The following is a 23,260-nucleotide window of genomic DNA, read 5'->3' on the forward strand; positions in this document are numbered from 1 at the left end:
TCAGAAAAGAACCGGCGCTGTGGCCGGCTCTTTGCGTTTGGGCTGTTACTCGGCCGCGATTTTGATGACCGGCTCCATGCGAGCCAAAACTTCTTCGGACAGATGGCATTTGACCTGGTGTCCGTCCGCCAGGGTTTTTACCGGCGGCACATCTTTCTCGCACAGCCCGCCCGGCACTTCGGATTTCCAGCGACAGCGCGTCTGGAAAGGGCACCCCGGGGGTGGGTTCATGGCCGAGGGGATATCACCATCAAGAACGATATGCGCTTTTTCAACCGACGTATCCGCGATGGGAACAGCGCTCAGCAGGGCCTCGGTATAGGGGTGATAGGGCGGCGAGAACACCTGATCGGTGGTCCCCAGCTCGACCACATGGCCCAGATACATCACCATCACCCGGTCGCTGAGATAGCGCACAATCGACAGGTCGTGACTGATGAACAGCAAGGTTGTCTTGTGTTCGCGCTGTATCTCCATCAACAGGTCGGTCACCGCCGCCTGTACAGACACATCCAAAGCCGACACAGGCTCGTCCGCAACAACGATCCGAGCATCTCCGGCAAAGGCGCGCGCGATACCGACGCGCTGTTTCTGCCCACCGGACAACTGACGCGGCATCCGATCGGCAAAGGCGCGCGGCAGCTTCACCAGGTCCAACAATTCAAGCATGCGCTGTTTTCGCTCAGCCTCGGAATTACCGATGCCAAAAATTTCCAACGCGCGGATGATCTGCCGCCCAACGGTCATCGAGGGGTTCAGAGTGTCAAACGGGTTCTGGAACACCATTTGAACTTCGCCCACGGTTTTGGCATCCCGCTCTTCGATCGGCACATCTTCGATGTTGCGGTTGTCCAGCAGGATTTGCCCATCTGTGGCCGTTTCAAGCCCCATCAAAACCTTGGCAAAGGTGGATTTACCGCACCCGGATTCGCCCACAATCGCCAGCGTCTCAGACTCATGTGCCTCAAAGCTCAGCGTTTCGTTGGCTTTGACTACCTTCTTTTCACCGCCCCCGAACAACGCATTGGCAGCCACCTCATAGTATTTCTTGAGGTTGTCCATTTTCAGGACAACGCGGCCGATTTCGCCTTTTTCCTTCTTGTCCGCCAAAGTGATTGGGGCGTTCCAGTCAATCTCGTTGAACTTCAAACAGCGTGTGTGGTGGCGGTCATTGCCGGGCACAGGCTCCATCAGAATGTTTTGCGCGTCGCAGCGACCTTCCTCGAAATAGTCGCAGCGCGGGCCAAAGTTACAGCCTGACGGGCGCTCGTGGGGCAGGGGGAAATTCCCGGGAATGGCCACCAGTGGGCGGGCGTTCTTGTCTGCCCCCGGCAACGGGATCGAACGGAACAGCGCCTGCGTATAGGGGTGCTGCATCTCGTCGAACACATCATGGATCGAGCCGCGCTCGACTGCCTCACCCGAATACATCACGCAAAGCCGGTCACAGGTTTCCAGAACCAGACCAAGGTTGTGCGAGATGAACAGCATCGAGGTGCCGTATTTCTTACCCAAATCCCTGACCAACTCGACTACGGCGGCCTCAACCGTCACATCCAGTGCGGTAGTCGGTTCATCCAGAATCAGCAGCGCCGGTTTCGACATCAGCGCCATTGCGATCACGATACGCTGCTGCTGCCCCCCTGACAGTTGGTGGGGGAACGAATTCAGCATTCGCTCGGGGTCGGGCAGGCGTACGTCCGTTACCACTTCCAATGCACGGGCATAGGCTTCTTCCTTGCCGACTCCCTCGTGGATCATCGGCACTTCCATCAATTGCTTTCCGATCTTCATCGCCGGGTTCAGGCTGGCCATCGGCTCCTGATAGATCATCGCGATCTCATTGCCACGGATATCCCGCAGTTCGTCCGCGCTTATTTCGGCCAAATCGCGCCCTTTGAACTTGATCGTACCGCCGACAACCCGTCCGTTCTTGCCGAGGTCCTGCATGACCCCAAGCGCAACAGTGGATTTGCCGCAACCGGATTCCCCTACCAGTCCAACAGCCTCGCCGGGCTGTACGCTGACTGAAAAATCCATCACGGCGGGTATTTCCCGAAGGCGGGTGAAGAAAGAAATCGAAAGTTTGTCGATCTCAAGAATTGGGCCGTCATATTCCGCCAATTTGTTCATCTTGTATCTCCTCGCGAGAGTCCGGGGATCCCCTTCATCTGGCTAAAAATATCCTGGGGGTCCGGGGGCAAAGCCCCCGGTCGCTCTCACATCAGTCCTTCAGGCTTTCTTCGCGCAGGCCATCTGCCAGCAGGTTCAGACCAAGAACCAGCGACAGCAAGGCAAAGGCAGGCGGAAGGGCAGGGTGCAGATAGATCGACAACAGCTTGCGCCCTTCGTTGATCGTAGAGCCCCAATCCGGGCTTTCCGGCGGCAGTCCCAATCCGAAGAAACCCAAGGTTCCCAACAGGATTGTGGTATAGCCGATGCGCAGACAGAAATCGACGATCAGCGGGCCACGTGCATTGGGCAGGATTTCCCACAGCATGATGTACCACGGACCTTCGCCACGTGTTTGCGCCGCCGCCACGTAGTCTCGCGTTTTGATGTCCAGCGCGAGACCGCGCACGATGCGGAAAACCGTGGGCGAGTTCACGAAGACCACCGAAACAAACACCACGAGGATACCGCCGGGGATATCGAACAGGTCCAGATAGGTCGGCAGACCCCAAATGCTGTAATCATCGGTGTTAATGATATAGCCATCGGTGGAAATCAGCGACAGATACAGCCACAGCGCGATACCCAGAACCCCGATCAACAGCGGAGTACGGAAATTCGGGCGGGTGTAATACCGCGAGTTCAGCAGAACGCCTATGAACAGGATCGGGAATACGAACAGAACGGCTGCCATATAGTTCGGCACGCCTGTCGCCACGATTTCCGGTGTGACCAGCAGGTAGAACAGCAGGATGACTGGGAAAGCCAGGATCAGGTTGGCAAGGAAGGACAGGAACGTGTCCAGACGTCCGCCGTAGTACCCTGCCGGTAGGCCCAGAGTAATCCCGACCATAAACGCGAACATAGTCGCCAGCGGGGCGATCTGCACCACGATCCACGCGCCTTTGACCATGCGGCTAAAGACGTCGCGGGCAAGGTTGTCACCGCCCAGAAGGTACCAGGCATACTCGCCGTCTTCAGGATTTTGCAGGGGCGTTCCGGGCACTTTGTTCTTCATGCCAGAGACCTGACTCAGCGGATCATGTGTGATGATCAGATCCAGCGCACCGAAGATACCGGTGAAGACCCAGAACATCACAAGACCGAAGCCGATCATGCCGATGGGGCTGTCGAACAGTTTGCCGTATAACCCGAGGCGTCGTTTGAAGGCGATCGACATTGCGAACAGGATGATCAGCGACAACCACACAGGCAGAAATTGCTGTGAGATCGCGCCGACGATCCCGGCACTTGTACCCATGAGGATGCCAATCACGATATACGCCAGCGCAAGGACGACACAGGCGAAAAAGCTGTATCTCAAGGCTGATTGGGTCAATCCCCGCAGTCCTGTGCCTGAGCTGAGCGTGCCGTCCGCATTCAAGCTCAACGGGGCTTCGGGTAGGACGATGCTGCCGATGATCCAGACGACGATTGATACGACCAACGCAGCCAGCGCGATCATCAGGATAGGGTTTAGAATGGCGATAGAGCCGGTCCAGCTAAGAGGTTCCATGATCTATCTCCCTTACGAAATACGGATGCGCGGGTTGAGGTAGACATAGCCGATATCGGATATCAGCTGCGTCACCAGCACCACAAAGACCGACACGACCGAAATCGCCAGCAAGAGCTGAATGTCGTTGTTGCCCGCCGCCTGCACCAGTGCCCAGCCGAAACCCTTGTAGTTAAACAGGGTCTCAACAATCACCACGCCATTCAGCAGCCATGGGAACTGCAGCATGATGACGGTAAAGGGGGCGATCAGAGCGTTGCGCAGCGCGTGCTTCATAACGATGTTGCCAAATGAAACACCCTTGAGACGCGCGGTACGGATATACTGTGCGGTCATCACTTCGGTCATCGAAGCGCGGGTCATCCGGGCGATATAGCCCATCCCGTAAAGCGCAATGGTCAGAACCGGCAGAAAGAAGTTCTCAAAGGTCGGATTGTCCATCGCCTGCGTCGCAGTGCCCTTGAACCATTTCAGACCCACGGTGGACGAGGTGAAGATCGCGATGAAGATCACGCCTGATACGTATTCTGGCGTCGCCGTCGTAATGATCGAGAAGGTAGAGAGGGACCGGTCGAGCGCTGATCCTTCGCGCATCCCGGCCAATACTCCGACCAGTAGCGCGGATGGCACCATCAGGACCAAAACCCAAAACATCAGATAGCCGGTGTTGCCCAGGCGTTTGCCAACAATAGTGCCGACCTCATCTTTGAACACGCTGGAATAGCCCCAGTCGCCCTGCAAAACACCGCAATACCTGGAGGTCGTTTCCTCGGTTGACCCGGGTCGGGTACACGTTCCAAGGAACGTGCCGTCATCAAGTGTCTTGGTATAGCCTGGCAAAACCCCCAGCCATTGACCGTATTTGACTAGCGTCGGTTGCAGATAGCCGCGATTGTCCAACCAGGTCTCAACCTGTTCGTCGGACATCCGCTGGTTGCCCTGCGTTTTCGCAAGCTTTTCCAGGTTCGGGTAGAGGTTGGTCAGAAAGAAGACCACGAAAGTCAGGCACAATGCAGTAAGAAGCATGACGCCGAACCGTCGGAGGATGAATAGTCCCATGATGGCCCCTGTTGTTCGGGTGTTCCGCAGATCATTGGACCATTGTCTGGCCTCGGACATCCGACCCCGTGTCGGCCTGTCTGCGGCTGGAAAGGGGCGCCCTGTTCAGGCGCCCCCATTAACGTCTGGCAGGTTTTAGGCCGCCCAACCCCACTTATAGTGGTGGTGCTCGAAGGACACGTGCATGTCGGTGCCGACAAGACCGTCCTTCATGTGGCGATACAGCGAACGCCAGTAAGGCTGAATGGTGACGCCTTCTTCCTGGATCATCGCCTCGCCCTTGGCGACCACTTCACGGCGCTTGTCGGCATCCGCGATGGCCAGCGCTTCGGTCAGAAGCGCGTCAAACTCGGCATTTGCCCAGCCGAATTCGTTCCAGGCTTCACCGGTACGATAGGCCAGAGCCCAGATTTGCACGCCCAGTGGACGGTGGTTCCAGTTGGTCGAGCTGTAGGGGTATTTCGCCCAGTCGTTCCAGAACGTGTTGCCCGGCAGAACGGTCCGCTTGACCTTGATACCCGCGTCACGCAGCTGCGCTGCAACCGCGTCGGTGGTGTTCCGGCGCCAGTCGTCGTCGATCGAGATCAGCTCGTGCTCGAAATCGATCATTCCGGCTTCTTCCATCAGCGCCCGCGCGCCTTCTGGGTCAACCTTCTGCGGCGGCAGTTCGTAATAGTCCGGGTGGATTGGACCAACATGGTGGTTTTCCGCAGGCGAACCGCGACCGCCGTAACCCAGCTCCAGACAGATCGAGTTATCAACCGCCATTTGCAGAGCCTGACGCACACGCTTATCTTCGTAAGGTTTCTTACCGTCAATTTCAGCCAACTGGTTCGGGCGGACGACGATGGTGTTCATGGTCACAACTTCGGACTTCACATAGCCGAGGCTGTCCATCACGTCGATGAATTCACCAACCGATTCATACAGCATGTCGACTTCGTCGGATTCCAGCGCGGCCAGCCATGCGGACGGGTCGGTGCCGTAGTCAATGTAGACGATGCTGTCCAGCGCCGGGCGACCAAAGATTTCTTCGCCCCACCAGGTGTGGTCCTCGTTGCGAACGAGGGTGGCTTTCACGCCGACTTCCAATTCCTGCACCAGATATGCACCGGTGCCCACATTGTTGAGCAGATCGGTTTCACTGAACGAGCTGTGTACAATAGCTGCCGGATAATCTGCCATGCCCGCGATCAGCGAGATATCAGAGGCTGGCAGGTTCAGTTTGACGGTGTTGGCATCGACAACTTCGATTGCGCCGTCAATGGCCTGACCGGATTCCGGATCGATCAGTGTCGCAAAGCGACCCGCCATCGAGTTGGTTTCCGAGCTCTTGTCACACCAGCGCCCGATGTTGCGGGCCACGTCCTCGGCGGTGAAGTCGTCACCGTTGTTCCATTTGACGCCCGGGCGGACTTTCAGAGTGTAAACGGTTGCGTCATCGTTGACTTCCCAGCCCTCCAGCAACATGCCGCGGAACGTACCGTCCGAGTTGTACTCGACCAGATACTCCAGCGTGCCGCGGGTGACATTCGCGATCTGCGACCAGTCATAGGTGCGTGGGTCCTTCAGGGCGCGCACTTCCTGCTGAACGCGCAGTGTGCCGCCTTCTTTCTTGGCATCTTCGCCGGCCGCGCGCGCCGGGGCGGCCAGTCCGATCATGCCATAGGCTGCGGCGGCGGTGACCCCAAGACCAGTGGTGCGGGTCAAAAACTCGCGCCGGTTCAGTTTGCCGTCCCGATATTCCTGTGCGTGCATTTCTGCCGCCCAGTGCGTCGGTGCTCCGGTCATTGTCTGATTATTCATTAACGTTACTCCCTGTGAGTCAGTATTTTTTTGGATGAAGTGTCGAACCGCTCAGGCCGGAATGCTCCGGACGGCAGGTTCTTGGATATTCTGATCTCGGATTCTGGACATCCCCATGGCCGACATTCGGCACCAGAATTTGGGTGAGGTCAATGTTCGAAATCGTCATTAATGATACAAAAACGACATCGGCGGGCCGAGTTTACCGTTGTCAGCTTTGTCAGCCCCAAGAGAATCCTCCAGCAAACTTAGTTTCGAGACTGCGGATTCGCCGCGAGTTAATTGCACCGGTAGTAGCGATGGCAGCGACTTCAATCGCGGAAGGTATCACTTTGATAAATCAATCCGATTCCAGCTTTTCATGCGGGCGCGAAACCAGGTGCGCTGTCGTTTGGCAAATTGGCGGGTCGAAATCGTGGCCCGTTCGCGGGCTTCATCCAACGTCATGGTGCCGTCGATATAGGCCATCAACTCGGGCACTCCGATGGCCTTTAATGCCGGAAGCGACGGATCATAGCGGTCCTGCATTCTTTCAACCTCGGTCAATGCGCCAGTGTCCAACATCAGATCAAAGCGGCGCGTGATGCGATCCAAAAGCCATTGTTTATCTACGTCAAAAACGATGGGCACTGTGTTCTTCAAGTCCAGAACTGGGGGCGGTGTTGCGTCTTGCCAGTCACTGAGGTTTCGACCAGTGGCTTTGTACACTTCCCATGCCCGCTGAACACGGGCGCGGTTTTGTGTGTCGATCCGGACCAGTGTCTGCGCATCCACACCCGAGATCAGAGTCTGCAAGGTCAGGCTGTCCGCCTCGGCCCGGATTTCGGACGGTGTCGGTGGAATATCGGCCATACCTTCTGTCAGCGCAGAAAAATATAGGCCCGTGCCCCCTACAATGATGGGGCGTGCGCCGCCGGTCAGCAGCGGTTTCACCTCGCGCAACCAATGGCCGGTGGAGTAGTCCTGATCATATGAGATATGGCCATACAGCAGATGTGGCGCGCGGGCTTCCTCTTCAGCAGACGGGCGGGCGGAAATCACGCGCCAGCAATCGTAGACCTGGCTGGCATCGGCGTTCACGATGACGCCGCCGAACTGCTCGGCGATCAACAGGGCAAGGGCGGACTTTCCAGACGCAGTTGGACCGGCAATCAGAACAGGTTTCCCATCAGGAATGGGGGGCAAGCGGTCCAATATCTGCGATCTTGCGGGTTCGGTCATCTCGGACTGCCTCATTCCTTACCAATCGCATTGAACCTGCGGCGGTTTTGCTTCATTTTGCGCTTGAAAATAAACCCGTGCCAGCCCGGAGCGCAACATGACCATTTCCCCGACCACCGACACCGCCGAAACCACAAAGGCAAGGTATGATCGCGTAATGCTGAAAATCTCGGGCGAGGCGCTTATGGGTGATCAGGGGTTCGGCCTGCATCCGCCCACAGTTCAGCGCATCGCGCAAGAGATCAAATCGGTGCACGATCTGGGCGTCGAGATCTGCATGGTGATCGGTGGCGGCAATATCTTCCGCGGTCTCAGCGGGTCGGCACAGGGGATGGAACGGACCACGGCTGATTACATGGGCATGCTGGCAACGGTCATGAACGCGCTGGGGATGCAGTCCGCGTTGGAAGAGATCGGGGTGTTCACGCGGGTCATCTCGGCCATCCGCATGGATGAGGTTTGCGAGCCCTACATTCGCCGTCGCGCCGTGCGCCACCTTGAGAAAAAGCGGGTCTGTATCTTTGCCGCCGGAACCGGCAACCCGTATTTTACCACCGACACCGCCGCGACCCTTCGGGCCAACGAAATGGCATGTCAGGCGATCTTCATGGGTAAAAATGGCGTCGATGGTGTTTATGATAAGGACCCCAAGGAACACGCGGATGCCGTGCGGTATGACACCGTCAGCTATGACGATGTTCTGGCCAAACGCCTGCGGGTCATGGACGCGTCGGCCATCGCGCTGGCGCGCGACAACAATCTGCCGCTGATTGTCTTTGGACTGGATGAACCGGGCGGGTTCCGCGGCATTCTGGCGGGCGAAGGGACTTACACCAAAGTTCAGGGTTAACGCTGGCCTCAACGTTCCGGATCAGGCCGGGCCAGGTTGCCCGGCCTTTTTGCTTAGGTGCCTTCAAAGAAGCCCACGGAGTTGCCATCGGGATCCGTCGCATAGAAGAACCGACCGGCCGGTATTTGGATCGGGTCGGAAATGACTTTTCCACCTGCTGTTTCTACCCGCTTCATTACGTCCTCCAGGGCGCCATCTGCAGCCAGATGCAATGTTGGGCCGTGACCTTGTTGCGCAGGTTTGCCGGGATACAGGTGCAGCGCGACACCGGTGGCGGAATCGGCGGGTTTGAAAACAGCCATGGGGTTTGGGGCATTCGGGTCAAGCTCGAGCGTTGCGCCGGTCACTTTCGCATAAAAGGCGATGGCCTTTTCCATGTCCTGTACGGGCAATTCGCCCCACACAAGAAAGTCCTTGGGTTTGTAACTCATGTTCGTCCCTCACAGTCGTTTGAATGTGGGCACTGTGCCAAATCCTGATGACAGATTCCGACACCAGCGGCGACGCTTGACCGAGTTGCGATGGTCAGGTTATCTGAGCCCGTCACAGGAGCAGGAGGATATCTGTCCCTGGGGCTGCCGCCGAACCATGAACTTGTGACTGGATCGCGGCTTGGCTGGAAGACCTGCCATGTTTTCGGAGCGGTCCGGGATCATGAAAGGACCGACAATCAGGACGTGGACAATGACCAAGGAGAGAGGCGGGATGACATCCCTTGATATCGATTTTGTACGTGGGCAGTTCCCCGCGTTTTCCGAGCCCAGCCTGCAAGGGCAGGCATTCTTCGAAAATGCCGGTGGGTCATACACTTGCAAGTCAGTGCTCGATCGCCTGACGCGGTACTACACCCAGCGTAAAGTGCAACCCTATGCACCCTATGAGGCCAGCCGTCTTGCCGGCGAGGAAATGGATGAAGCCCGGGCACGCATGGCAGCCATATTGGGCGTCGAGACGGATGAGCTGAGCTTTGGCCCTTCGACTACGCAGAACACCTATGTTCTGGCGCAAGCTTTCCGCCAATGGATGCAACCGGGTGAGGCCATCATTGTCACCAATCAGGATCATGAGGCGAATTCAGGTCCATGGCGGCGACTAGCGGACGAGGGGATCGAAATCCGCGAATGGCAGATTGATCCCGAAACCGGGTCGTTGAACCCGATGGACCTAGAAAACCTGTTGGACGAAAACGTGCGTCTGGTGTGCTTTCCCCATTGCTCGAACGTGATCGGAGAGATCAACCCGGTGACCGAGATCACCGCGATTGCCCATGCGGCGGGGGCATTTGTATGCGTTGACGGCGTATCCTATGCACCACACGGGTTTCCGAATGTGGGTGATCTGGGGCCGGATATCTATCTGTTTTCGGCCTACAAAACATATGGGCCGCATCAGGGTTGTATGGTCATCCGGCGTACGCTGGGGGAGATGCTGCCGAACCAGGGGCACTACTTCAACGGCGACGTGCTGTACCAACGGTTTACTCCGGCGGGACCGGACCATGCCCAGATTGCGGCCAGCGCGGGCATGGCGGATTATATTGATCTGCTGTGTGATCATCATGGCGGGCCAACCGGCGAAGCGGCCGAGCGTGGTTCATTCGCCCATGATCTGATGCGCTCGCATGAGGTCGCGTTGCTGCAACCGGTTCTGGATGCGGTCAAAGACCGCAACGCCGTTCGCCTGATCGGAACATCCGATGCCAGCCGCCGCGCGCCGACTGTGGCCCTGGCGTTGAACCGCAATGCCGAAGCGGTTGCCGCCGATCTGACTGGATATGGAATCATGGCCGGCGGAGGTGATTTCTATGCCGTGCGCCCGTTGACCGCGATGGGGGTCGACCCGGATCAGGGCGTGCTGCGGGTCAGTTTCACGCACTATACTTCCAAACAGGAAATTGATCAGCTTTTGAATGCACTAGACGACGTTTTGTGATCCAATTCCCCTGCTGCTTCGTAACCGAAGAAAGAAGAAAAGAGCAGGGCGGACATGGAACAGCAGCGGTCACCGATCATAATGTGGTTCCGACGGGATTTGCGCCTGTCGGATCACCCTGCACTGAGCGCCGCGGTTGAGAGCGGGCGACCGATCATACCAGTTTTCATTCTGGACCACACGGTCCAGGCTTTGGGCGCAGCGCCGAAATGGCGTCTTGGATTGGGCCTAAAGGCTTTTGCCCAGGTGTTAGAACAGGCTGGCAGCCGCCTGATTATGCGGCATGGGGATGCGCTGACCGTTTTGCAGCAGCTTGTCGTCGAAACTGGTGCAGGCGATGTTTTTTGGTCTCGGGCCTATGACCCTGACGCCATTGCCAGAGATACGAAAATCAAGACGGCTCTGAGCGACCAGAGTATCACGGTTAAATCCTTCGCCGGCCATCTTTTGTTCGAACCTTGGACAGTGGCGACGAAAACAGGGCAGCCGTTCCGTGTGTTCACTCCAATGTGGCGTTCAGTGCGCAGCCGGGATGTTCCGGCCCCAAACAACGCTGTGTCTCATCTCAAACCGCCCGCGATGTGGCCCGTTTCTGAAAACCTTGAGGATTGGCATCTGGGCGCGCAGATGCGCCGCGGAGCATCCGTGGTCACACCCCATGTCCGACCGGGCGAAACCGCAGCTTTTGAGGCGTTGCATCATTTTCTGGACCGCATCGCCAACTATTCAGATCACCGGGATCGCATGGACTTGGACGGAACATCCAACCTGTCCGAGTATCTGTCTTTAGGTGAAATAGGCCCGCGCAGTGTCTGGCACGCAGTTCAGCGGGCCGGGATGACGGGCGTTCAGGGGGGCGAACCCTATTTGCGCCAATTGGTCTGGCGCGAGTTCGCTTATCATCTGATGTATCACACTCCATCCTTACTCAGCGGTAATTGGAAGCCGGAGTGGGATAGATTTCCCTGGAACACTGATGCGGGCCAGCCCGAAGTTCTCGCCTGGAAGCAGGCGAAAACCGGCGTCCCGGCAGTCGACGCTGGGCTACGGCAGATGTATGTGACCGGGCGAATGCACAATCGGGCCCGGATGATTGTGGCGAGCTACCTGACCAAGCATCTGATGACGCATTGGAAAATTGGCATGGATTGGTTTGCGGATTGTTTGGTCGACTGGGATCCGGCGGCAAACGCGATGGGCTGGCAATGGGTTGCAGGGTCGGGGCCGGATGCCTCGCCATTTTTTCGCATCTTCAATCCGCAAACACAGCAGGAAAAGTTCGATCCGCAATCGGACTTCGTTCAGCAGTGGATTGCCGAAGGGCAGAGCAATCCACCGGCAACAGCACTGGCGTATTTTGATGCGGTTCCGAAGTCATGGAGCCTCAACCCACAGGACCCATACCCACAACCCGTTGTCACTTTGGCAGCCGGTCGGGCGCGTGCATTGGCGGCCTATGAGGGCCGAAAAAACCAGTAACGAATTGAAAACTTGCCACAAACACAAACTCGGCCTAGCCTGTTTGCGCGGCCGCACAGAGGAGAGCGGATGACTTTGATGACCACCGAGGGGCAGAAAGACCTGCCCAGATACTTTGCGCAAGTATTCAAAATGGTTAGCCGGATGCAGTCTGGCCGATTGGACATCGGACTGCCGGATGGTCGTGTCTTTCGAACCGAGGGCACCAAGCCCGGGCCGGTTGCGCGCGTGGATATCCATAATCCAGACGTTTTTGCCCGCCTGGTCCGCGAAGGTGAACTTGGTTTTTCCGACGCATATCTGGAAGGTGACTGGAGCACGCCGGACCTGCGATCCTTTATGGACCTGGTGCATATGGGTAATGAAACGGTCTACGACGATTTCACCGGCAAAGTCCTTGTGCAGATGTATGAGCGGTTACGGTTCTGGTTGCACCGCAATAACCGGACACAGGCCAAAAAGAACATCTCGTACCATTATGATCTGGGCAATGATTTCTATCGTTTGTGGCTTGATGACACGATGACCTATTCCAGCGCACTGTTCGAAACAGGGCAGGAAAGTCTGGAAAAGGCGCAAACCGCAAAATATGCCAGCATGGTCGATGAAATGGGGGCAAAACCCGGAGATCATATTCTTGAGATTGGCTGTGGCTGGGGCGGCTTTGCTGAATACGCTGCGAAAGAGCGTGGCCTGCGGGTCACAGGTCTGACGATCAGTCAAGAGCAGTTGAAGTTTGCGAGGCAGCGTATTGAAAATGCTGGTCTTTCGAATTTGGTTGAATTCAAATTGCAGGATTACCGGGATGAGCGTGGCCAGTATGACGGAATCGCATCGATCGAGATGTTCGAGGCGGTAGGTCAAAAGTACTGGCCTGTGTATTTCGACACTGTGCGTGAGCGGTTAAAACCCGGGGCGCAAGCGACGTTGCAAATTATCACCGTCGCGGACCATAGATGGGATGTATATCGTAACGGTATTGATTTCATTCAGAAATATATTTTCCCGGGCGGCATGCTTCCGGCGCCTTCCATTTTGAAGGAACAAGTTGCTCAGGCGGGTTTGAAAGTCGTCAATTCGAAAGAATTCGGTAAAAGCTATGACCTGACCCTGCGCCGCTGGTATGACACGTTCAACGGCAAGTGGGACGAAATCTCGGAAATGGGCTTTGATGAGCGTTTTCGCCGCATGTGGAATTATTATTTGACCGCCTGCGGAGCAGCCTTTGACACCGGTAATTGCGATGTGACACAGATCACTATAGCGAAACCGAGTTAAGGAACGGACTTCAGAAATGCCCACTGCCCCCAAGCTTGTTTCTGGCTTATGCCTTTTGATCGTGGCGTTCTTAGTTTCGAGTATGGTCATCGAAAACGGTGATGAAGGTAAGAACTACGGTATGTTTACCTATGTAAACATGGCTTTGGGCGTGATTTGCGGTTGGTGGATCATGGGCAAGCGTGCCGGCCGGGGCTGGACTGCCGCAATCAACAACGGCTTGACCGGAATGGCGGCGCTGGTGTTCTGGGGCCTGTTTGTTCAGGGTGTCAACGAAATGCTCCGCCTGGCAATGCGCCACCGGTATGACGGCCCGTTCGAGGCGCTGATCTCCATCTTTAAAATCGGTGTTGAATATGGTCAGCAACTTGTGGTGCCCGAAATCTTGTGGACTTTGGTCATTGGGGCTCTGGTCACTGGGCTGGTCACCGAGGAAGCAGCCCGCCGGTGGCGGTGAGCTAACAACTTAAAGTACGAAAGAATCCAACAGTGTCAGATCTGTTCTTTTATGGCACGCTGCGGCACTTGCCATTGCTGGAGCTTGTATTGGGACGTCCAGCGTCCAAACTTGAATTTGCCCAAGCCACTCTGAAAGATCATGCAGTCCATAGCGTGCAGGATCAGGCCTTTCCCATGATTGTTCATGAGGAAGGCAGTCTGGCCAAAGGACTATTCCTCCGGGGATTGAGTGAGGAAGATCAGAACCGTTTGGTTTTTTACGAGGGTGGCTTTGACTACGACCTGCTGGAGCAGACGGTTGAACTGGCCGACGGATCAAAATCGCAAGCCCTTGTGTTCTACCCTGAGCCAGGGCTTTGGAACCGCGCCCACGTGTGGTCGCTGCAGGGCTGGGTGGATGAGTGGGGCGCGATGACAATGCTCGCCGCGCAAGAGGTTATGGGGTTATACGGCAAGGCCGATGCGGAACAGATTGCGCGCAGCTTTCCGTCGATCCGGACGCGTGCATGGGCAAAGCTGGCTGCCCGTCAACGTACGACAGGTGATGCACGAGACACTGCCAAAGACGTCATCGTGCACGACCGCAAACCGGCCTATGTCAATTATTTCGGGATGGAAGAAGTCGCGTTGCAGCATCGCCAGTACGATGGCTCGATGGGCAAAGTTCTGAACCGCAGCAGCCTGATGCAGGGCAGCGCCGTGATCGTCCTGCCATATGATCCCGTGCGCGACACGGTATTGTTGGTCGAACAATTCAGGGCACCGATCTTTCTGGCTGAGGATCCTGAACCCTGGATGTGGGAACCGGTCGCCGGGATGATCGACCCAGGCGAAACGCCGGAACAGGCGGCCCTGCGCGAGGCTGAAGAAGAAGCCCAGATTGCGCTGAACCGGCTGGAATATGCAGGCGGCGCGTATTCCTCCAGCGGTTCATCGACTGAATATCTATACCTTTATGTCGGGCTGGCTGATCTGACCAAGACCATCAAAGATGGCGGGTTGGCCACGGAAGGTGAGGATATCCGAACCCAGATCCTGCCTTTCAGTGATTTCATGGGCAGAGTCGACAGTCATGGGTTCAAGGATTTGCCGCTTTTGGCGGTGGCCCATTGGCTTGCACGTCACCGTGAGCGCTTGCGCGGATGATTTTCGCCGCTTGTGGTCATCGCGCACCACAGGTAAATCTGCGTTGATCCGAAATGAAATGAGGGCGCCATGCGCATTGCACGAGACCTTGCCGACGCAGTCGGAAAAACCCCGCTGATCCGCCTGCGTCGCATCAGTGAAGAGACCGGGTGCGAGATTCTCGGCAAGGCCGAATTCATGAACCCCGGCCAGTCGGTCAAGGATCGTGCGGCGCTCTACATCATCCGCGATGCTATTGCGCGTGGCGACCTGAAACCCGGCGGCACCATTGTCGAAGGCACCGCAGGTAACACCGGGATCGGTCTGGCGCTTGTTGGTGCGTCGATGGGGTTCAAGACCGTCATCGTCATCCCGGAAACGCAGTCCGAAGAGAAAAAGGATATGCTGCGACTAGCTGGGGCTCAGCTGGTTCAGGTTCCGGCCGCACCGTATCGCAACCCCAACAATTTCGTACACTATTCCCGTCGTTTGGCCGAAGAACTGGCGCAGACCGAGCCCAACGGTGCGATCTGGGCCAACCAGTTCGACAATGTGGCGAACCGTCAGGCGCATGTGGAAACGACCGGTCCCGAAATCTGGGAACAGACCGATGGCAAAGTTGACGGGTTCGTCTGTGCCGTGGGCTCGGGCGGTACATTGGCGGGCGTAGCGGATGCGTTGCAGCCCAAAGGCGTCAAGATCGGTCTGGTCGATCCGATGGGGGCTGGGCTGTATTCGTATTACACCACCGGCGAAATCGCGATGGAGGGCGGCTCGATCGCCGAAGGCATCGGTCAGGTGCGTATCACCAAGAACCTTGAAGGGTTCAAACCAGATTTCGCTTATCAGATGTCGGATAACGAGGCGCTGCCTTACATCTTTGACCTGCTGCGCGATGAAGGCCTGGTCATGGGCGGTTCAACCGCCATTAACATGGCTGGTGCGGTACGTCTGGCCAAAGATCTGGGTCCGGGCCACACTATCGTGACCATCCTGTGTGACTATGGCACACGCTATCAGTCCAAGCTGTTCAACCCGGACTTCCTGCGCGAAAAGGAATTGCCTGTCCCGGACTGGATGACCGAAGCTCCACGCAGTATCCCCGGCGTTTTTGAGGACGTGTGATGCTGCGGCGTGTTCGCCTGTTCCTGAGCCTTGTTGCGGTATGTTTTGCGATACTTTGCGGCCCCGCTGCCGCGCAGCTTACAGATCGTCAAAGCGAATATTATCAGGGCTGGGTCAAAACGGCGGACCGCGCCGAGACGGTGATCGAGGCCGATCGCGCGTCGAACGCTTCGCTCGAAAACCTGCGCGCCGAGATCAACGAATACCGGGACGATTTCAATCGGGCACGCGGTGCAAACACCGAACGTATCCAAACGCTTGAAAACCAGATCAAGGCTCTTGGTGCTGCGCCCGAGGGCGATGCGACCGAACCGGAAGACATTGCCACACTACGAGAGCACCTAAACGAGCAGCTGAACAGTTTGCGCGTCCCACAGATCATCTCAGAAGAAGCATTCAGCCGATCAAATGGTCTGATATCCGAAATAGACAAGCTATTGCGGGACCGTCAGAAGAAAGAGCTTTTGGAGCGTGGCCCGTCGCCAATGAACCCTACCCACTGGCGGCCGGCCTGGGTTGATGTGAACGAAGCTGCGCAAGCGTTGTTCAACGAAGCGCGGCGGAATCTGAAAACTGACGTGGTGCATGAACGTTTGCGGTCCCGTGGGCTGGGTATTCTGGCCTTGGTGTTCGTCGCCGGTGTTCTGCTGCTTTACGGCAAGCGCTGGTCCGAAGCCGCCGGTGAACGTATGCGAGCTTTGGGAGGGCAGGGAAGTGGCGTATGGACGTTCCTGACCTCGTTGCTGCGCATTATCCTTCCTTGGTTCGGCGTCTGGCTTCTGGTTCAGGCGGTTGTGATGACAGGCGTTCTGGGGCTGCGCGGCACGCTGTTGATGCAGAACGTGCCCTATTGGGCCGCGATCATCCTGTATTATGACTGGATTGGCCGACAGGTTTATGTGCTGCAAGCGGCGCAAGGTTTCAAAAAACTGTCCCGGCAAAAAGTCACCGAGTTACGCGTCTACCTCGATTTTCTTGCCGGGCTCCTGATCCTGCACGAACTGGTGAACCTGTTCGATCAGATCGAAAATATTTCGGATGCGACGCGCGCTGTCGTCGTCTTTCCGGTCATCGTCGCAACAGCTTTGATTCTTTTGCGCGTCCGTCGCGTCCGCAGTGTTGATGTCCCGGTCGATGCAGATGAGCCGTCTGCAACGGCCCGCGCTGCCGGGTTCAGCCAGCTGGTGGAGTTCATTCGACGCGCTTTGTTCTTCCTGGGTATCGCCAGCCCGATATTGGCAATGCTGGGGTATACGAATGCGGCTGAGGCAATCGTTTTCCCGGCCGTGCGGTCGTTGGTTCTTATTGCCGCGCTGGTCATCGTCCAACGGTTCCTGACGTCTGTTTACGGATGGCTCGGCGGGCAGGGCGATAAAGCCAAGGACTCGCTGTTTTCGGTTCTCATCGGCTTTGCAATGGCCATTCTGGCTATGCCGGTCCTCGCGCTTTATTGGGGCGCGCGTGAAACCGACCTGCTAGAGGTCTGGTCGCGTCTGCTGCAGGGGTTCGATATCGGTGGCGTCACGATCTCGCCCAGCAACTTCTTTACCTTCCTTGTCATATTTGCCGTCGGCTATGGCCTTACCCGGATGCTGCAAAGCGGGCTGCGCAATTCGCTACTGCCAAAGACCAGTATTGATCCAGGCGGGCAAAACGCGATTGTTTCGGGCACCGGGTATGTCGGTATTTTCCTGGCCGCGCTGGTTGCGATTACGATTGCCGGGTTCAACCTGTCATCGCTGGCTATTGTTGCCGGTGCGTTGTCAGTCGGGATCGGTTTTGGTCTGCAAACCATCGTGTCGAACTTTGTGTCGGGCATTATCCTGTTGGTCGAACGCCCAATCTCGAAAGGGGATTGGATCGACGTGAATGGGATGATGGGGTACGTCCGTGATATTTCCGTCCGGTCCACGCGGATCGAGACGTTTGACCGAACGGATGTGATCGTTCCGAACTCGGACCTGATCAGCGGCGTTGTCACGAACTATACACGCGGCAATACGATCGGGCGGGTGATTGTACCGGTCGGCGTCGCTTATGGTACTGATACCCGAATGGTAGAGAAGATCCTGGGCGAAATCGCGAATTCACACCCGATGGTTTTGGCGAATCCAGCCCCCAGTGTGGTGTTCCAGGGGTTTGGCGCAGATTCGCTGGACTTTGAAATCCGGGCCATCCTGCGCGATGTGAACTGGGTGCTGTCAGTCAAATCCGATATGAACCACGAGATCAACCGGCGCTTTGTCGACAAGGGGATCGAAATCCCGTTTGCACAGCGCGATCTCTGGTTGCGCAATCCCGAGGCGTTGCAGGGCGGCGAAGCCCAACCCAGCAAGAACACTGACGAAACACCGTCCGCAAAGCCATCCACAAATCCTGTCGAGATGACCGAGGGCGATTTGGCAGATGGTGACGGCGACGAGATTTAATTGCCTTTGCAAGGCTTTCGATTTCAGGTGAAATTTCACCACAATGGGGCCTTGCAAATCCCCCGGCGATAGTTCAAATAACGCCGGCACGGAGAGGTGGCCGAGTGGTCGAAGGCGCACGCCTGGAAAGTGTGTAGGCGGGAGACCGTCTCCAGGGTTCGAATCCCTGTCTCTCCGCCACAACCCCCTATCAACATTCATCCAGCCGCGCTTGGACGTGAATCCGTCAATCCCTGGATTTCGACCACCGCAGAAGTAGGTTGGCCGCGATTGGCGCGCCGATAATAACGACGACAATGCGCGCCAGGTGGTGCGTGACCACATATCCCAGATCCGCCCCCGAAACGATGGCCAGCACCGTCATCTCTGCCTGTCCGCCGGGTGCAAAGGCCAGAAAGGCTTCGACCGGCTGGCCAATCCCAAGCGCCGTGACCACTGCCGTGAAAGCAGCGGCCAGAACGGCCAGCAAGATCACGTACGTGAAGCCAGCCGCCACGACGCGTTTAAGCTCAGACCAGGTGACACCGACGAATTTGACGCCGATCCCACAGCCGATGAAGAACTGGGCGAACAGGATCGCCTCGCGCGGGGGGCGGGTATGTATGAAATCCCCAAGCGACAAGGCCGCTGTCAGTATTAATGGTCCAAGAATCGAAGCACCCAAAAGCCCGATCTTCTCTCCGCCTTTCCAGCCGACAAAAGCTGCGACCGCCATGAGGATCAGTTCATGCAAGGGTAGGGCCGAGGCAGGTTCGCCCACTGGGTTGGTCAGTTCGGCATCGTAAAACAAGGTCAGAAATAAAGGGGCAAGGGTGACGATAATCAACACGCGCGTCCCGTGGATCAGAGACAGGGTTCGCGGATTGGCACCGGCCTCAGCCCCAAAGATAACCATGTCCTGAAACCCGCCCGGCATGGCGGCAAAAAACGCAGTTTTTTCGTCAAAGCCCCAGAATTTTCGAAAGAACGGCACGCCAACCATTGCAATCAGAAGGATAAATACCGGTATCAGCAGAAGGGACGCAGCCATCTTTGGAAGTTCGGCGAACAGGCTGGGTGTGATCGACGCCCCAACCGCGACGCCGAGGATTGTTCTGGACCCGACCGAGATTTGCCCGAAATCCCGCATGGGTGCGTGTGCCAAAGCTGCAATCAAACACGCTGACATCGGCCCGAACAGAAAGGGCAGCGGCAGGTTCAACGCCCAAAAAACTGCAGTTCCTAACATAGCCAATATCAGCGTAACTGACCGTTGCATCAGCGGCGACAAATGAAGGCTTGAAACGGTCAAGGATAGTGTCCGATTTTGTTGACTAAGGCATGTATCCAAATGTATACAAAGAAACCCGATATGCAAGATTGAGAACGATGAAAACTCAAGAAGATCCTAATCAAACCGGCCCGCAGGGGAATTCCGCTTATCAGCGCTTGCTGGATGAAATTCGCGAAGGTGTTTTGTTACCTGGTGAACGTCTGAGAGAGATCGAGCTGTCCGAAAGACTGGGCGTCAGCCGAACTCCTGTGCGCGAAGCGATACGGCAACTCGAAGCGGATGGGTTGGTGACGCATGTCCCCAGGCTGGGCGCAACGGTTCGCAGTCTGAGTTATTCGGAAGTCATGGAACTTTATGAAATGCGCGCCGTACTTGAAGGAACAGCGGCACGGTTGGCGGCACGCGCGGCTTCGGATGTGGAACTGGACGAACTGAACGTTCTGAACAATCGCCTTGCCGAGGCTGGCACCGGTCCGGTAGCCGCTCAGTTGAACCGTATTTTCCACGCCACGCTATTGGATGCCGCCAAAAACCGCTTTCTCACAAAGTCGATGTTATCGCTGCAAAAGGCGCTGTTGATATTGGGTCCATCCCAAATGCTGGATGGTCAGCGCGCAGACGATGCCGTGGGTGAGCATCGCCGTGTGATGGAAGCCTTGCAGGCTCGAGACGGCGACGCAGCCGAGCTGGCGATGCGTGCCCATGTTCATGCGGCACAGCGGATGCGTATCCGCGCGTTGCAGAAACGGGACCGCGCAATTGATCAGGCCTGACCTGAGGAGCTGATTGTCCTAACTCTTGGTCTTTGGTTCCTTCGCCAAACCACTCCTCCCATCCGCAGAAGTCGACGAAAAACCCGACCATCGTGGAGGTCGTTGTTTAGGTTCTTCCGGTACAAACACTCAGCTGACCACTTTCAAAGGGTTGGCGTCTTCAACCTCGCGGCTGATCTCTTGTACCAGCGCCATCGCGGCAGGGTTTCGGCGCTTAACATGCATACGCGCGACAAAAACGATGGCCGGGGGGGCGGGGAACACGCCTTTGATCACCTCGATGTCCGGTGTGACATGCATTCCATTTAACAGGGCGACGCCCAAACCGGACCGCACGGCGGACTGAATACCTGTGGCGCTTGGGCATTCTAATACGTTGTCGAAGCGGTGCTCTTGCAACTGCCCATCTCCAAAGCCCCATTTGCGATAGAAACACTGGCTGTCGAAGGATAGAAAGGGGATAGGTGCTGTCGTATCCAGTTGGTAATCCGGTGACTTTACCCAGTGGAGTGTGTCCTCGAACAGGATCAGGTCATCTGGCCGCGCATCGTGCCGAAAGATTTGCATGACGGCGACATCCAACTCTCCGGCTTTCAACCACTCTTGCACGTTCAGACTTTGACTGGTTCGTGTTCGAACCTGTACGTCCGGATAAAGCCGTGTGAAACGACCCAAAATGCGGGCGATGTCGCTGGTTGCCGTGTCTTCGGTCATGCCCAGCCGGAGTGCGCCGGCCAAGGGTTTCTTGCCCAAACTGGCAAGCGCCTCATCGTGCAGGGCACATATTCGGCGGGCATAGTCGCACAGGCGAAGACCTGTTTCCGTGAACAGAGGGCCACCGGGTCGGCGCGCCAGAAGATCGCAGTCCAGGGCTTGCTCTAACCGTCTGATTTTGTGGCTGACTGCTGATTGCGACAGCGCCAGATGCTCGGCCGCGCGCGTCACGCCGCCATGGGTTGCGATAGCCAGAAGGGCGCGCAGGGCGTCAATTTCCAATCGGTCGGTCATTTGTGAAGCCATGACATATTTTAATTGAGCCATGAATATCATTCATTTGTGTCACGCGCCAGTATTGAACTACTGGTCAGGAAATCCAAAGCTCAGGAACATTCGCATGCCGCATCTCGTCCCGGATCACACAGTGATCAAAACCCCGCGGATGGTCCCCGGAACCCATGGGGAAGACGATCCGGTGGTTTTGATCCACAGCACATTTTCTTACATCCGGCGCGACGTGCTGCCTGTACGGGCTGCGGCGGGCAAGAGGGTACGCTTATTCGATCTGGCGCGTCTTGGTCAGTCTGAACGACCTTGGGATCCGGCGCTTAATGGGTCGGTTACCGATCAAGTTCCCGTCGTTCACAAGTTGCCGAAATACTGCGGTCAATCCCCGATAAATGATCAGCCCAAACAGACACCCGCGCCGCTGATCAATCTCCTGAAGTGAAAGGGCTGAGCTATGACGGATCAAATCAAAACCCGTGACCGGCGCGGTCTGACGACGGTATTCGAAATCACTGGATCGGTTCTGGCCATGGCCTATGCCTTGTTGATCGCGTCTAATACAGGGGCCGAGCTGTTCGGGTTTGCCCTGTTGTTACTGTCCTCGGGCCTGTTTGCGGCCTGGGCCGTGATTGATCGCCGCTGGACGTTCCTGTTGTTGCAGGGGTTCTATGCGGCCTCGGCGATCATCGGCTTGATCCGGTGGGCATGAACTTCGCATATGGCAGTTGTGGAAATCTTGCTAGAACAGCCTTATGCGAAATGAAGACAGAATCAAAATCGGCTTTTTGCTGTTTGACGGCTTTCCCATGGCCTGCCTGACCTCGGTAATCGAGCCGTTGCGGGCGGCCAATGAAATCGCCGGGCAAGAGGCGTTTTGCTGGTCGCTGCTGTCCGAGCGTCAACAGAAAGTACAATCCAGCGCAGGTGTCCGGTTCGAGGCCGAGAAGTCTCTGACCGACTGCAAGGATATCGACATTCTGTTCCTTCTCAGCAGCCCAACGTCCGGCTTTGACAACACAGCCGTTGGCAACGGTGCTCTGCGCAGTCTCGGAAGGCATGGCACCGTTTTGGGCGGGATTAGCGGTGGGGTTTTCCCATTGGTCCGGTCTGGGGTGATGGGGGGGCAACCTGTTTCCGTCCATTGGTGCTATGAGGCCGCATTTCTGGCTGAGTTTCCCGAAGTCGACTCGCGTAGCGAGGTGATCGTGAAAACGGCCACGCGCTACACCGCAGCTGGCGCTGCGGCCGGGTTCGATCTGGCCCTGCATCTGATCGAGGATCGGCTGGGCGGCGATGTCGCGCACGAGGTTGCCTGTTGGTTCCAGCATCCGATGATGCGCGGGGCAGGTGTGCGGCAACAGGTTCCCACCACGACTGCGCCGGAAACTGGCGACAGCCTTCCGCCTTTGGTTTCGCGCTGTGTCGACATGTTCGCGGGCCACATGAGCGAACCAATTTCCATCGCAGAGGCCGCACAGCAGATGGGGGTTACGCCACGCCAGGTGGAACGCGCCTTTAAACAAGCCACCGGCCAAAGCCCCAGCCATTATTATCGCGCCATGCGCATGAAGGCGGCGCGCCAAATGGTGGTCTATACCAAGGACCCGATTGCAGATATCGCCGCAGCGATTGGCTATGGCTCAGTGGCGCCGCTTGTGACGCATTATCGGTCGGCCTTTGGGCTAAGCCCCAGCGAAGACCGTCGCAGAATCAACCGCTTCCGTGTCGAAGGTAACGCGCCATTGCCGTCAGTCTGAC

General features: G+C 56.8%; 20 protein-coding genes and 1 tRNA gene. 13 read left to right on the plus strand and 8 right to left on the minus strand.

Translation table 11 applies throughout. From position 1 onward, the window contains the following. Nucleotides 1–45: 45 nt before the first annotated feature. The 5 genes from AC2FIS_RS01835 to miaA form a co-directional block, all read right to left on the minus strand. Nucleotides 46–2,133, minus strand: a complete 2,088-nt coding sequence (locus tag AC2FIS_RS01835) for a dipeptide ABC transporter ATP-binding protein (protein WP_496771761.1) — start codon at nt 2,131–2,133, stop codon at nt 46–48. A 91-nt stretch (nt 2,134–2,224) separates the two neighbouring features. Continuing rightward, nucleotides 2,225–3,688 (minus strand): ABC transporter permease, encoded by a 1,464-nt coding sequence (locus AC2FIS_RS01840; protein WP_496771762.1) that lies wholly within the window; start codon nt 3,686–3,688, stop codon nt 2,225–2,227. Nucleotides 3,689–3,700: 12 nt separating this feature from the next. Then, nucleotides 3,701–4,747 carry an ABC transporter permease gene (locus AC2FIS_RS01845; RefSeq protein ID WP_058274233.1) on the minus strand — a complete coding sequence of 349 codons (1,047 nt, stop codon included), beginning with the start codon at nt 4,745–4,747 and terminating at the stop codon, nt 3,701–3,703. 135 nt (nt 4,748–4,882) lie between these two features. Next, entirely contained in the window at nt 4,883–6,553 is a 1,671-nt protein-coding gene (locus tag AC2FIS_RS01850; RefSeq protein WP_496771763.1) for an ABC transporter substrate-binding protein, read from the minus strand. A 327-nt stretch (nt 6,554–6,880) separates the two neighbouring features. Then, nucleotides 6,881–7,774, minus strand: coding sequence for a tRNA (adenosine(37)-N6)-dimethylallyltransferase MiaA (gene miaA, locus AC2FIS_RS01855; protein WP_496771764.1), 894 nt, complete (start codon nt 7,772–7,774; stop codon nt 6,881–6,883). A 97-nt stretch (nt 7,775–7,871) separates the two neighbouring features. On the opposite strand from miaA, the gene pyrH reads away from it, so the two are divergent. Then, complete coding sequence (gene pyrH / locus AC2FIS_RS01860; RefSeq protein WP_058273777.1) at nt 7,872–8,624, plus strand: UMP kinase; 753 nt, start codon at nt 7,872–7,874, stop codon at nt 8,622–8,624. Between the two features lie 53 nt (nt 8,625–8,677). On the opposite strand, the gene AC2FIS_RS01865 is transcribed toward pyrH, so the two are convergent. Beyond that, a complete protein-coding gene (locus AC2FIS_RS01865) occupies nt 8,678–9,055 on the minus strand; it encodes a VOC family protein (protein WP_496771765.1) in 378 nt (125 codons plus the stop codon). 274 nt (nt 9,056–9,329) lie between these two features. Here AC2FIS_RS01865 and AC2FIS_RS01870 point away from each other — a divergent pair, with 274 nt between their 5' ends. The 8 genes from AC2FIS_RS01870 to AC2FIS_RS01905 all read left to right on the plus strand — a co-directional run bounded on the left by AC2FIS_RS01870 (nt 9,330) and on the right by AC2FIS_RS01905 (nt 18,631). Continuing rightward, on the plus strand, nt 9,330–10,556 hold the full coding sequence (locus AC2FIS_RS01870) for an aminotransferase class V-fold PLP-dependent enzyme (protein WP_496772102.1): 1,227 nt from the start codon (nt 9,330–9,332) through the stop codon (nt 10,554–10,556). A gap of 54 nt (nt 10,557–10,610) precedes the next feature. Beyond that, complete coding sequence (locus AC2FIS_RS01875) at nt 10,611–12,035, plus strand: cryptochrome/photolyase family protein (protein WP_496771766.1); 1,425 nt, start codon at nt 10,611–10,613, stop codon at nt 12,033–12,035. Between the two features lie 69 nt (nt 12,036–12,104). Next, the gene (locus AC2FIS_RS01880; RefSeq protein ID WP_496771767.1) at nt 12,105–13,313 is read left to right on the plus strand and encodes a class I SAM-dependent methyltransferase; all 1,209 of its coding nucleotides are present in this window, start codon (nt 12,105–12,107) and stop codon (nt 13,311–13,313) included. A 16-nt stretch (nt 13,314–13,329) separates the two neighbouring features. After that, nucleotides 13,330–13,770: a TrgA family protein gene (locus AC2FIS_RS01885; RefSeq protein WP_496771768.1), complete on the plus strand. Its 441-nt coding sequence runs from the start codon at nt 13,330–13,332 to the stop codon at nt 13,768–13,770. A 32-nt stretch (nt 13,771–13,802) separates the two neighbouring features. Further along, nucleotides 13,803–14,918, plus strand: coding sequence for an NUDIX domain-containing protein (locus AC2FIS_RS01890; protein WP_496771769.1), 1,116 nt, complete (start codon nt 13,803–13,805; stop codon nt 14,916–14,918). Between the two features lie 69 nt (nt 14,919–14,987). Then, complete coding sequence (locus AC2FIS_RS01895) at nt 14,988–16,022, plus strand: cysteine synthase A (RefSeq protein ID WP_113788936.1); 1,035 nt, start codon at nt 14,988–14,990, stop codon at nt 16,020–16,022. Then, a complete protein-coding gene (locus AC2FIS_RS01900; RefSeq protein ID WP_496771770.1) occupies nt 16,022–18,451 on the plus strand; it encodes a DUF3772 domain-containing protein in 2,430 nt (809 codons plus the stop codon). Before AC2FIS_RS01895 ends, AC2FIS_RS01900 begins: the two co-directional genes overlap by 1 nt. Before the next feature lie 90 nt (nt 18,452–18,541). Beyond that, nucleotides 18,542–18,631: transfer RNA gene (locus tag AC2FIS_RS01905), tRNA-Ser, on the plus strand. Nucleotides 18,632–18,677: 46 nt separating this feature from the next. Here AC2FIS_RS01905 and AC2FIS_RS01910 read toward each other — a convergent pair. After that, a complete protein-coding gene (locus AC2FIS_RS01910) occupies nt 18,678–19,679 on the minus strand; it encodes an AbrB family transcriptional regulator (protein WP_496771771.1) in 1,002 nt (333 codons plus the stop codon). 140 nt (nt 19,680–19,819) lie between these two features. Here AC2FIS_RS01910 and AC2FIS_RS01915 point away from each other — a divergent pair, with 140 nt between their 5' ends. Then, on the plus strand, nt 19,820–20,497 hold the full coding sequence (locus AC2FIS_RS01915) for a GntR family transcriptional regulator (protein WP_496771772.1): 678 nt from the start codon (nt 19,820–19,822) through the stop codon (nt 20,495–20,497). Nucleotides 20,498–20,626: 129 nt separating this feature from the next. Here AC2FIS_RS01915 and AC2FIS_RS01920 read toward each other — a convergent pair whose 3' ends face one another. Then, entirely contained in the window at nt 20,627–21,538 is a 912-nt protein-coding gene (locus AC2FIS_RS01920) for a LysR family transcriptional regulator (RefSeq protein WP_496771773.1), read from the minus strand. A 73-nt stretch (nt 21,539–21,611) separates the two neighbouring features. Between AC2FIS_RS01920 and AC2FIS_RS01925 the strand changes: the two genes are divergently transcribed. From AC2FIS_RS01925 to AC2FIS_RS01935, 3 genes are read left to right on the plus strand one after another with little or no spacing between them, the layout of a single operon-like run. Further along, entirely contained in the window at nt 21,612–21,944 is a 333-nt protein-coding gene (locus tag AC2FIS_RS01925; protein WP_496771774.1) for a hypothetical protein, read from the plus strand. A 12-nt stretch (nt 21,945–21,956) separates the two neighbouring features. Next, nucleotides 21,957–22,211, plus strand: coding sequence for a hypothetical protein (locus AC2FIS_RS01930; protein WP_108858788.1), 255 nt, complete (start codon nt 21,957–21,959; stop codon nt 22,209–22,211). Nucleotides 22,212–22,254: 43 nt separating this feature from the next. Beyond that, entirely contained in the window at nt 22,255–23,259 is a 1,005-nt protein-coding gene (locus AC2FIS_RS01935; RefSeq protein ID WP_496771775.1) for a GlxA family transcriptional regulator, read from the plus strand. The last annotated feature ends 1 nt before the right edge of the window (nt 23,260 follow it).

The sequence above is a fragment of the Ruegeria sp. CDSB113 genome (genome assembly GCF_059611045.1).

Coding starts and splice junctions, on each gene's coding strand:
- miaA (WP_496771764.1), bottom strand. CDS start 7,774: ATGACCGAACCCGCAAGATCGCAGATATTGGACCGCTTGCCCCCCATT.
- AC2FIS_RS01910 (WP_496771771.1), bottom strand. CDS start 19,679: ATGTTAGGAACTGCAGTTTTTTGGGCGTTGAACCTGCCGCTGCCCTTT.
- AC2FIS_RS01935 (WP_496771775.1), top strand. CDS start 22,255: ATGCGAAATGAAGACAGAATCAAAATCGGCTTTTTGCTGTTTGACGGC.
- AC2FIS_RS01925 (WP_496771774.1), top strand. CDS start 21,612: ATGCCGCATCTCGTCCCGGATCACACAGTGATCAAAACCCCGCGGATG.
- AC2FIS_RS01895 (WP_113788936.1), top strand. CDS start 14,988: ATGCGCATTGCACGAGACCTTGCCGACGCAGTCGGAAAAACCCCGCTG.
- AC2FIS_RS01850 (WP_496771763.1), bottom strand. CDS start 6,553: ATGAATAATCAGACAATGACCGGAGCACCGACGCACTGGGCGGCAGAA.
- AC2FIS_RS01865 (WP_496771765.1), bottom strand. CDS start 9,055: ATGAGTTACAAACCCAAGGACTTTCTTGTGTGGGGCGAATTGCCCGTA.
- AC2FIS_RS01845 (WP_058274233.1), bottom strand. CDS start 4,747: ATGGGACTATTCATCCTCCGACGGTTCGGCGTCATGCTTCTTACTGCA.
- AC2FIS_RS01880 (WP_496771767.1), top strand. CDS start 12,105: ATGACTTTGATGACCACCGAGGGGCAGAAAGACCTGCCCAGATACTTT.
- pyrH (WP_058273777.1), top strand. CDS start 7,872: ATGACCATTTCCCCGACCACCGACACCGCCGAAACCACAAAGGCAAGG.
- AC2FIS_RS01930 (WP_108858788.1), top strand. CDS start 21,957: ATGACGGATCAAATCAAAACCCGTGACCGGCGCGGTCTGACGACGGTA.
- AC2FIS_RS01915 (WP_496771772.1), top strand. CDS start 19,820: ATGAAAACTCAAGAAGATCCTAATCAAACCGGCCCGCAGGGGAATTCC.
- AC2FIS_RS01920 (WP_496771773.1), bottom strand. CDS start 21,538: ATGGCTCAATTAAAATATGTCATGGCTTCACAAATGACCGACCGATTG.
- AC2FIS_RS01885 (WP_496771768.1), top strand. CDS start 13,330: ATGCCCACTGCCCCCAAGCTTGTTTCTGGCTTATGCCTTTTGATCGTG.
- AC2FIS_RS01840 (WP_496771762.1), bottom strand. CDS start 3,688: ATGGAACCTCTTAGCTGGACCGGCTCTATCGCCATTCTAAACCCTATC.
- AC2FIS_RS01835 (WP_496771761.1), bottom strand. CDS start 2,133: ATGAACAAATTGGCGGAATATGACGGCCCAATTCTTGAGATCGACAAA.
- AC2FIS_RS01870 (WP_496772102.1), top strand. CDS start 9,330: ATGACATCCCTTGATATCGATTTTGTACGTGGGCAGTTCCCCGCGTTT.
- AC2FIS_RS01875 (WP_496771766.1), top strand. CDS start 10,611: ATGGAACAGCAGCGGTCACCGATCATAATGTGGTTCCGACGGGATTTG.
- AC2FIS_RS01900 (WP_496771770.1), top strand. CDS start 16,022: ATGCTGCGGCGTGTTCGCCTGTTCCTGAGCCTTGTTGCGGTATGTTTT.